Origin of the sequence: Bradyrhizobium valentinum, assembly GCF_001440405.1 — a bacterium.
In the GTDB taxonomy this organism is placed as follows: Bacteria; Pseudomonadota; Alphaproteobacteria; order Rhizobiales; family Xanthobacteraceae; genus Bradyrhizobium; species Bradyrhizobium valentinum.
Genome location: NZ_LLXX01000066.1, coordinates 59,639 through 69,761 on the forward strand (window position 1 = coordinate 59,639; position 10,123 = coordinate 69,761).

At 59.8% G+C, this 10,123-nt stretch carries 8 protein-coding genes and 1 pseudogene; 4 read left to right on the forward strand and 5 right to left on the reverse strand.

The features are described from left to right. Positions 1 to 71: 71 nt before the first annotated feature. Positions 72 to 448, forward strand: a pseudogene (locus CP49_RS11015) (transposase); the annotation flags it as partial. Here CP49_RS11015 and CP49_RS47165 read toward each other — a convergent pair. Together CP49_RS47165 and CP49_RS49205 are read right to left on the reverse strand one after the other, a co-directional pair. Continuing rightward, the gene (locus CP49_RS47165; protein WP_245310649.1) at positions 362 to 577 is read right to left on the reverse strand and encodes a hypothetical protein; all 216 of its coding nucleotides are present in this window, start codon (positions 575 to 577) and stop codon (positions 362 to 364) included. The pseudogene CP49_RS11015 and the gene CP49_RS47165 overlap by 87 nt on opposite strands. Before the next feature lie 1,416 nt (positions 578 to 1,993). Further along, a complete protein-coding gene (locus tag CP49_RS49205) occupies positions 1,994 to 2,413 on the reverse strand; it encodes a DUF7694 domain-containing protein (protein WP_156438276.1) in 420 nt (139 codons plus the stop codon). 683 nt (positions 2,414 to 3,096) lie between these two features. Between CP49_RS49205 and CP49_RS44530 the strand changes: the two genes are divergently transcribed. Continuing rightward, a complete protein-coding gene (locus CP49_RS44530; protein ID WP_156438278.1) occupies positions 3,097 to 3,246 on the forward strand; it encodes a hypothetical protein in 150 nt (49 codons plus the stop codon). A gap of 712 nt (positions 3,247 to 3,958) precedes the next feature. Here the strand turns inward: CP49_RS44530 and CP49_RS11025 are convergent. Both CP49_RS11025 and CP49_RS48910 read right to left on the reverse strand, forming a co-directional pair. Beyond that, positions 3,959 to 4,828: a host specificity protein gene (locus CP49_RS11025; RefSeq protein ID WP_156438280.1), complete on the reverse strand. Its 870-nt coding sequence runs from the start codon at positions 4,826 to 4,828 to the stop codon at positions 3,959 to 3,961. 593 nt (positions 4,829 to 5,421) lie between these two features. Beyond that, entirely contained in the window at positions 5,422 to 5,751 is a 330-nt protein-coding gene (locus tag CP49_RS48910; protein WP_249727351.1) for a Fic family protein, read from the reverse strand. A gap of 658 nt (positions 5,752 to 6,409) precedes the next feature. Between CP49_RS48910 and CP49_RS11035 the strand changes: the two genes are divergently transcribed. After that, complete coding sequence (locus tag CP49_RS11035; RefSeq protein WP_057850289.1) at positions 6,410 to 7,798, forward strand: M16 family metallopeptidase; 1,389 nt, start codon at positions 6,410 to 6,412, stop codon at positions 7,796 to 7,798. Next, complete coding sequence (locus tag CP49_RS11040) at positions 7,795 to 9,159, forward strand: M16 family metallopeptidase (protein WP_057850276.1); 1,365 nt, start codon at positions 7,795 to 7,797, stop codon at positions 9,157 to 9,159. Before CP49_RS11035 ends, CP49_RS11040 begins: the two co-directional genes overlap by 4 nt. A gap of 553 nt (positions 9,160 to 9,712) precedes the next feature. Here the strand turns inward: CP49_RS11040 and CP49_RS11045 are convergent. Continuing rightward, on the reverse strand, positions 9,713 to 10,123 hold a 411-nt coding region (locus tag CP49_RS11045; protein WP_197423077.1), incomplete at its 5' end, for a transposase.

The window sequence follows — 10,123 nt, forward strand, 5'->3', positions numbered from 1 at the left end:
CCGGCTCAAGAGGGTGTCAGAAAGAATGTGTAAGCAGGCTTCTGTGAGTTTACCTTACCGAGGAGACTCACATGACGACCGAGACGACGTTTACACCTGAACTACTGGATCAACTGCTTGCTAACTATGAGAAGCCTGAAGACCTCACAGGTACGGACGGGCTTTTCAAGCAGCTGAAGAAGGCGCTGATTGAGCGGGCGCTTGGTGCGGAGCTGAGCGATCATCTTGGCTACGAGAAGGGGGACCCGGCCGGCCGCGGCAGCGGCAATAGCCGTAACGGGACCAGCGCGAAGACGATCCTGACCGAGGACGGCGAGACGACATAGCTTTGCCACGCGACCGGGCCGGCAGGTTCGCGCCGCTATTGATCGCCAAGGGCCAGACCCGTTTCGACGGCTTCGACGACAAAATCCTGAGCCTCTACGCGCGCGTTAGCTTGCGCAAGATCATTAAGACCCGCGGCAGTTTCCCAACGACGACGATGCGTTGAAGCTGCTTTATCTCGCACAAGAACGCCGGATTGAGGTGGCGGCGAGGTGTCGAGTGGACTGCCGCCATGGGCCAGTTCGCCATTCACTTCGGCTCGCGCTTTCCGGGATCAGCGCGATGACCAAAATGTCCGCCTTATCCGGCGGACCGAGTTTGGCCGATCAGCAAGCTCTGTAAAGGCGGGCCTGCGGCCCCCGCCTGCGACGGCTGCGGCTTTGACAGAGCTTGCTGCCCGGCCACTGTTTAGCCACCATAGGATCAAATCACAATGTCCGGCTAATGCCAGAAACGACTGCAATCCAGCTTCACAGAGGCCTCTTACACAAATATCTGACATTCCCTGCGCGCCCTTGTTCCTGCTTCCTTAAGCCCTTGAACGAGCTGCTCTCCGCCCATCATTCTCGACCCCTGGTTACTTCGGAGCGGCGGTGCGCGATCAGATATCAACCAGCTCCGTCTCAAGCTCAGACCGCCACGAGGCGTGGCTGATCTATGCATGAATCCCTAAGACGATCCGCCCTGTAGATTCCTGCCACCCTTCTTACCGACACCAGCGTAAGAACATATGTATCCTCAATCGTGTAGTCAGCGCCCGCGAGGCAGCCACGCGCTATCTCATTGACCGTATCCCGGATTGAGCTTGTGTCACGGTACTCAGTGTTGAGGCACGCTGCGATGAGTATACTCTCTGCTTTGAGAGGCGCTACCCTGCTCAGGCGTGCCTCATTGATGCAGTGCAACGGCATCGGCTGACCTCCTCGCCAGTTCAGAGGCTCGAACCCGTTTTCCCGTTCTTGCAAGTTGAAACTATGACAGGAGCGCATCTCATGTGGCGCGATCTGCTGTTTTCAGGCGGTCGACTACTGCGGGTTCTACTCGATCGTATCTCCTGAGGCTGCGGGTCGAGTTTGTGTGCGCCACCCAACCACTTCTTGGTGCGGTCCGACATGCTTCTCATTTTTGGCTCGAAAGCGATCTGGTCCACCTTCCACAATAGACGTTGCGATTTGCACACACCGAGCCCGCCGCTTCAGATGAAGCAAAAGCAGTACGCCGCCAAAAAGGCTCGTCATTATTATAACGGCCGTCATCACAAGGCACGCCACACAGCACAATGCGGCTATATCCAAGGCCGATCGCAACCAGAACGGCACCCAATCCAGACGTGCCGTGTCCTCCGTAGGGCCAGACATGCTCGCTATAACCCGCTGCTCTTCTCGATGCGTGATAAGGCTAATCGTTCACCGCCTATTGACGGATCGGCACCATAAGGATACGAGCTGACGCCAAGCTGACGAGTTTCCCCACGGCAACGATATCGTCTGGCGGGAGTCCCAGCCCTTGTTGATCAGCCGAAGGGATCTGAAAACTCCCCGAACAAACATCAACAAGCATCTTAGTGTATTGAAGAGAGTTGTTCGTCTATCGCAGTTGTCGTTCCTACCGGAATAGATGCGGCGGCGCCCCCTGTTGGGGCCCTCAAATCGTTGTAGTAATACGGGTCTCATGATAGCCCCCCAATCTGTGCAAGCAACATTGCCGTTTCAGATGGATCAAGCCCGACGACGCCTACGAAGCTAGCCGGTGGCATTGGAATGTCCCGACGAGTCGGCTTCCAGAGATGCAGGCAATACCGGCTGTTATTCACGTATTGCGAATGAGGAGGATGCAGCTGCATCACGCACTCCTCTTCATCCCAAAACAGGTCTTTGACGAAGCACATCTCTTCCCAGTTCGGACAACGTCGCGACGTAGAGACGGAGACATGCTCCCAACTTGGGCGAACAAGTCCGATTATCCTGAGCTTGCAGCCACAAGGCCCCTGGACAAAAAAGAGGCCGCAAGGACCTGACTCCGGCGCGCTGGCGAATTGGCCATATCGTACGCGGCCAGCCTCGAGCTTTTCTAGAACTTGTGCTCTCACGTCGCCTCCTTTGCCTCGCTTGATTTCGAACAAACTGCTGAGCAAACCGTAGTGTAGATCATCTCTCTTCTTCCGCTTCCAATGCCGGCAAGCACATGCAACCGGGCGCTCGCTTCTCCTTGAACCGGTAAAGAACCTCCATCGAGAGGCCGGTACAAACTTTCGCCATCTCCTTCACCTTTACTGAGAAGAACGCGTACGTTTCCTCACGGATATGGTCACAATGGTGCTTTTCAGCTTGCGAGTTTGGTTCAGAGCACCAGATCTTCCTTTTTTACCTCACCACATCAACGCACCGTCGGAAACAGCTGCTCTTCCAGTTCAGTCACGGCCGGCCGGCGGAATGAGCCCCCTTGAATGCCAGGATCATAAGGCGACCGTTTCCGAGCTTGATCCCGCCGTCGAAGGCGCAGCGGTGCCCGTCGAACCTGGTGAACGGTCTCGGCAAGTGGCCGGACGAGCCAGGCTTCTCCCAAGCCTCAGTCGCAATCGCTCGAGATGTTCTTCGAGCCGACGAGCTCGCTGCTTACACTTACCAAGCGCTAAACAGCTGGTGAAGGGATCCAGCGAGCGGCCGCGCCAACGCACAGTCGGGTCGGCTGTAACATGTAACGGCAATTGACGGCCACCCCTTGCGCTTCCGCAGGATGCTCACCTCAGACGCTTTATCGACGAACAGACCAATGTTCAAATTGCCCTTTGATACAGTTCTAAATGCCACTCGTGATGAGATCGCAGTGCGCATCATTGAAACGCTGCGCAAGCTTGGCTTGGCGCTGCGCTCACTCGCGCCGTCTTTCCAACATACTCAAGGACTGCTGCAACGATACTGAATTGGGAGCGATCGAAGCAGCCCTTGACTGAGGATAAGCGGTCCACTGAACAAGAATGTGCAGGCAGAGCATCGCGAAATGGCGTCCGAGCGAGCACTAAGATCAGCAATTGAGGGCAAGACATTTCGCTATCCGTGAATGACGTCTGGATGAGGCGCGGAAAGCGGAGCTGCGAGCAGCTGAGCCCCTCCTCGGCTCGACAACCAAGTGTCCAGACAATTGGCGGTATTGATCCACGAACAGCGCGATCTGGTTTGCATCACGCGCGGGTGTTTTTCATCGATCTAGACCCAGACTGGTTTCATCGCTTGCTCCTCCCCTAGCGCGCCGGATTAATGTCGTTGAAGCCGCAGATCGCAGGCGGCAGCGACATTCGGCTTGGCCGTTGGCGGTCATGAGGAGGCACACCTCAATTGATCGTCCGCGAAGCGCCCTGCAAGATCGCGCAACGCATCGATGCTGGAGCGTTCAAATCCCAGAGAGTTGCCAATGAGGCAAAAAGCAGCTCAGAGCAGCTGACTAGGGCTTCCAAAGAAGCTGCTCTGCCGGCAAATTCGAGAACCGCCGCCGCTTCCAATTTATTCCGCTCGCGCGCCGCATCGAGAGCACACCCGCGCGTGGCGGGCGCTCCCGTTGCAGCGCCCCTTCCCGGTGCATGCCGCTACGAGAAGTCGGCCACTTTCAGGCCAAGCCGCACCCGGCGCGACTTCTGCTAGCCAGTCCCCGGGCCTAAATTGAGCCGGTCGAAGTACCAAGTAGGATCGTCCCCCGACGAATCCGTTTCGATGTATTCTTCGCCCGAATATTTCTCGACACTTCCTTCGTTTTCGTCATCACTACTCTCAACTTTGGAGAGATATAGCCGAGGCTTGTCCACCCGCTGCCATTTTCCCTCATCGTTCAGCGTCCACTTGTCGGGATGCTGCCTAGGGTCAAGCACATATTCATTGTCATCTTCATTGTCCCCCACGTGAACAAAACCCATCTGCTCTAGACGGGGCTTCACCTCATCCGTGGCAGGACGCGACATGACCAACGCCCGCTTGCCGTCAAGCCGAAGTTGATGTTCCAGCAGAACATCGCCTGCGTTCTCGACGAGCGGATGAGTAACCCGGAGACCGACAACGGACGAGACGTGTTTTCGCCCAGGAAAGTGCTGCTCCCACGCCTCCCCTCCCATGCGACGTCGACCTTCGGTCTTTAGAAGCCCGACACTCTTGTCACCCAATTGATAGCTGAAATATCGCGCATGGTCCGAATCCTCTACGGTGGATCCGGCTCTGGCGACCATCGCTGTGCGCTCAGCCTTTTCGGAAACGAAATCCGAGTATTCTTGCGGATTATCGGCTATGTGCTTGATGTCCTTACCGTAAGAATTTCTCAGTTCTTCCCTGAATGACTCCCTGTCAATCTCATCGATGGGAGGTTCGGAAATGAGGGAGTACGGCCGTGTCGCCCCCGAGGACGAACCAGGCGCCGTAAGCGTTTCCGTAAACCTACGGCCATCTGCTGATAGCTCCGATTCATCGGCCTGGCTCGCGCTTGGAACTTGGCTGGAAGAACCAGTGATTCTGTTATACATGCGGTTCGCTCTCCCTATCGCAACGTACTGGCCTACTCGAAGACCTGTGGACAATGATAGGCGCGCGAGCTGACAACAAGCTGACGCACAGAGGGGGGCGCATCACCCTAGCCTCACCGTGCCACGCCAAGGCGAGGAGCGGCTGGCCTTTCCAGAGCTACTCATTGGGCTTCGCGGCTATGATGCCATTTGAGAGTCCGCCTGCATTCTGTTGCAGAAACCCGAAGAGATTGTTTAGCGTTCGTTCCGGCATGTCGACGATATTCTCGACCCCTCGTGCGGAAGGTATCGAAGCTCTGCAAAAATCGGGTTTCCTTCGGAAGATCCTGTTCGACGGTCCTCTGCACGCATTCGTACAGAAACTCGGCGTGTGGCGTCGCGTCGAAGAAGCGGTAAAAGTCGCCCGGTATCGTTCACGACCTTCATGTTGCCTTGTGGCGTCGGCTCCCGATTCAACACACGGAAGCAATCTAATCGAATAGCTTTCCAGCACTTCCTTGTATTCGCTGATCTTGTCGAGAGTGACTGCCGAAACCGGAATGTCGATTCCAGCGGGATTGAAATCCTCGTCGTGCCAGAACATGGTGCATCAGCTATCGGTGAATGCGGCCATTGCCGTCCTCAAAGCGGTGGATAAAGACGAAACCGAAGGCCAGCACGGCGGCGGCGACGACTGGATCAAGCTCATTTTCCGCCGCATGATCGAACGCGATTGGTCCGCGGACCAGGGAGGCGATATCTTCGTGGCGCGCGCTGATATGATCCGGGATCGGTCTTTGCGTCTCGCGGTCGTGGTCGCCGACGAAACCAGCTTCGGTACGGAAGCCGAGCTTCACGAAGCGCTCATCGCCGATCGCGATGCGCTGCACGCGTAGAACCTCTGCCTCATCGAGCGGTCCCCGTCCCGCCTTCCCGATGACCATTCCCCATCGCTGGATACGGTCCTGCGGTGGTCTCTCGCCTTCTATTGACGTAGCTCGACTTTGAGTCTTTGAGGAGAAGAACGGCAGCGGTTCGCGCGAGCAGATCTTTTGGAATCTGGCTCACTACGGCGCGGGCGCGTTCCTTGATATCCTGCGCAACAGACCCACCAGTACTGGCGTCTTGAAAACGAGCGGGCAGAAGTCCGGTGTACCCGGCAGATTGTTGCGGACACGATGCCGTGCCGAATTCTGCCCGGAACTGGCGTACTGGAGCTCGGTGTCAACGGAGATTTAAGTCGGCGCCCCAACAGCCATTCATGGAGAAACCAGATGCGACGTGTGTAGAGTTCTTGAAGGAGACGCCCTCTCGGGCGTGACTATCCGAAAGGTACCGCGTTTACCGTGAGGAAACTTCGGCAGGTAAAAGGTTTGCCACGAGAGGCGCTGGCGTACCGCGCGGAGACGATCGAACCTAACGTCAATCAGCGATACGTATGGTTTTACAATCTCATCCTCGCGGCCGCGCCTCACATGAGCAAAGCTTAATGCGGGGCGGCGCGTCTCTCTCCGTTTCGTGATGGCCGGCACGGACAGTGCCGTGTAGGGTGCCCGTGCTTTCGCGCCCCGACCGCATGTTCGGGCTTCCATAAGGATCATGATGCCCTCACACCGAGCGACCGCCCTTTTCGTTGCCGCACTTGTTTGCACGACCTCGCTGTCAAGCAGCGGCCTCCGCGCCCAGACCACGGTTACCTCCGAACGCCCCGCCAGCTTCACGCTCGACAACGGCCTGCAGGTTGTGGTGATCCCCGATCACCGCACGCCTGTCGTGACGCAGATGATCTGGTACAAGCTCGGCTCCGCCGACGAGACGCCGGGCAAATCCGGGCTCGCGCATTTCCTCGAACATCTGATGTTCAAGGGCACCGCCAAGCACCCGGCCGGCGAGTTCTCGCAGACCGTGCGGCGGGTCGGCGGCAACCAGAACGCCTTCACCTCGGTCGATACCACCGGCTACATCCAGCGCGTGCCGCGCGAGCAGCTTCCTGCCATGATGGAGTTCGAGGCCGACCGCATGACCGGCCTCATCCTCAAGGACGAGAACGTGCTGCCCGAGCGTGACGTCGTGCTGGAAGAATACAACATGCGCGTCGCCAACGAGCCGGACGAGCGGCTGACCGAGCAGATCATGGCCGCGCTCTACCTCAACCATCCCTACGGCCGCCCGGTGATCGGCTGGCACCAGGAGATCGAAAAGCTCGACCGCGAGGATGCGCTCGCGTTCTACAAGCGCTTCTACGCCCCGAACAACGCAATCCTGGTCATCGCCGGCGACGTCGACGTCAAGGACATCCGCCCGCTGGTGGAGAAGAACTTCGGTCCGATCCCGGCGCAGCACGCGATCCCCGAGAAGCGCATCCGCCCGCAGGAGCCGATGCCGGCGGCGCCGCGCACCGTGACGCTGTCGGATCCGCGCGTCGAGCAGCCCGGTCTGCGCCGCTATTATCTGGTGCCGGCGGCCGCGACGGCGGCAACGGGCGAAAGCCCCGCGCTCGATGTGCTCGCGCAATTGATGGGCGGCGGCGCCAACTCCTATCTCTACCGCGCGCTGGTGATCGACAGGGGTCTCGCGATCAGCGCCGACGCTGGCTACGATGGCACGGCGCTCGACCCGTCGCAATTCTCGATCTTGGTGACGCCGAAGCCCGGCGTCGAATTTGCGCCGATCGAGGAGGCGATCGACAAGGTGATCGCCGACCTCGCGCAGAATACCGCACGCGCCGAGGACCTCGAGCGGGTCAAGACCCAGCTCATTGCCGAAGCGATCTACGCCCAGGACAATCAGGCGACGCTGGCGCGCTGGTATGGCGGTGCCCTGACCACCGGTCTCAGCATCGACGATATCAGGAGCTGGCCGGACCGCATCCGCGCCGTCACCGCCGAGCAGGTGCGCGACGCCGCGGCCAAATGGCTCGACAAGAAGCGATCGGTGACCGGCTATCTGATCAAGGATACTGCGCCGAAACATAAGGAGAAGCGCTCGTGACCTATTCCCTCACCCGCCGCGCGGCACTGATCGGCGGCGCCTGCGCCGCGATGCTGACGCTGTCATCCGCGCCCTCGCAGGCTGCAGCTAAGATCCAGCGACTGGTGTCGCCTGGCGGCATCGAAGCGTGGTTCGTGCAGGACGCGACCGTGCCCCTGATCGCGATGGAATATGCCTTCAGCGGCGGCGCGAGCCAGGATCCGGCCGGCAAGCCCGGCGTCGGCAATCTGGTCGCCGACCTGCTTGACGAAGGCTCAGGCGATCTCGATTCCAAGACCTACCATGAGCGGCTCGACCGCCGGGCCATCAAGTTGAGCTTCTCCGCGACGCGCGATCACTTCCGCGGCTCGCTTCGCATGCTCAAGGACAACAAGGACGAAGCGTACGACCTGTTGCGGATGGCGCTGACCTCCGCGCGGTTCGAGCCGGCCGATGTCGAACGCATCCGCGCCCAGGTGATCTCCACCCTGCGCCGTGAATCGACCAATCCGTCCTCGCTGGCCGACCGCAAGTTCCTCGAAGTCGCGTTCGGCGATCATCCCTATGGCAGGCCGGCCACCGGCACGCTGGACAGCGTACCGAAGATCGAGATCGCCGACCTGAAGGACTATGCGCGCCGGATCCTCGCCAAGGATACGCTGCGCATCGTCGTGGTCGGCGACGTCGATCCCGATACGCTCGGCAAGCTGCTCGACAAGACCTTCGGCGCCCTGCCGGCCAAGGCTGAACTGACGCCGATCCCCGACGTCGTGGCGGCCAAGCCGCCGCAGCGCGCCTTCATCCCGCTCGACGTGCCGCAGACCGTCGTCACCTTCGGCGGACCCGGCATCAACAGGCACGACCCGGAGTTCATGGCGGCCGGTGTGGTGAACCACATTCTCGGCGGCGGCGGCCTGTCGTCGCGGCTCTTCAAGGAAGTGCGCGAGAAGCGCGGGCTGGCCTATTCGATCCATGAAGCGCTGCTCTGGATGGATCACTCCGCGCTGTTCATCGGCAACACCGGCACCCGCGCCGATCGCGCCGGCGAGACCGTCGATGCGGTCGAGAAGGAAATCCGCCGCATCGCCGAGGAGGGCCCGACGCAGCAGGAGCTCGACGAGGCGAAGTCCTACCTCAAGGGCTCGCAGATGCTGGCGCTCGACACCTCCTCCAAGCTGGCGCAGGCGTTGTTGCAGTATCAGCTCGACAAGCTGCCGATCGACTTTATCGAGAAGCGCAACGCCATCGTCGACGCGGTGACGCTTGATGACACCAGGCGGGTCGCGAAGAAGCTCTGGGGCGACGGCCTGCTCACCGTAATGGTCGGCCGCGCCCCGCAGGCGGCCGCCCAGCCGCCAGCGGCGACCCCGAAGTCGAACTGACGCTTTCTAGGCGCCCTCCGTTGCGGCTTATCCCTGTCCCTACCCCCTCCCCCGCGAGGGGCCGCAAGGGGGGACCTGAACGGGGGTGCTCACCTAACAGCGCGTCGCAGATGACTCCGAAGTCATTGGGATCAGTAAGGGGCGCATTGGCGGACGGACTCCCTACGGGCTCCCTCCCCCCTTCGCTGACGGGATCCCCGAAAGTGATTGATCGAGAGGGAGGAGCCTCGCAGCTCCGCCCACCGGGTCACCGGAGGCGGTCGCCCGCCCCCGGTTCTCACAGAACGTGGCGTGCGGATTTCCCGCACCACGCTCTTCGGCAGTTGGTTCACAGCTTTTACTGCTATCTGTTCAGTTTCGTTTCCCCATGTGGCCGGCTTTCCCGTCCTCGGAGTGTCGGGTCGGGGGAGGCGCCCATTGAAGGGCTTGCCTAACCCCCGCCGCTCAAACGGCTCGTGCAGTTTTCCCGCAAGCCGCTTTCATGAATGGGCTTTCGTGATCTGAAGTGAAGGGATCAGTGAGACAAGGCAAGACAAGGCCAACTAGTGGTTCATCACAGTGATTTTGACTCTTTGGCGGTGGTTGGATATGCGCGGCCGAGTTTGGCGCGGGGTTTGTCGGTTGTGAACATCCATTTGATGCGGTCTCGTGCTTTGTTTCGCTGCCGTTGCCATGCTGCGATCTCTTTTCGGAGCCGTTTGGGGTCGTCGATGCGGCGGCCGAGACACTGGCGCTGTAGCACGTTGATCTCGCACTCGACCATGTTGAGCCAACTGGCGTGTTTCGGGGTGTAGTGGAATTCGAGGCGACGCAGGATGCGCCGGGCCTCGGCGGGCGCGAAGGCCTCATACAGCGCCCCAGGCTTATGGATCGACAAATTGTCCTGCACGACACGGATGCAGGCGGCGTCGGGATAATGGACGTCGACGAGTTCACGCATGCAGTGGGCGTAGTCCACGGCGGC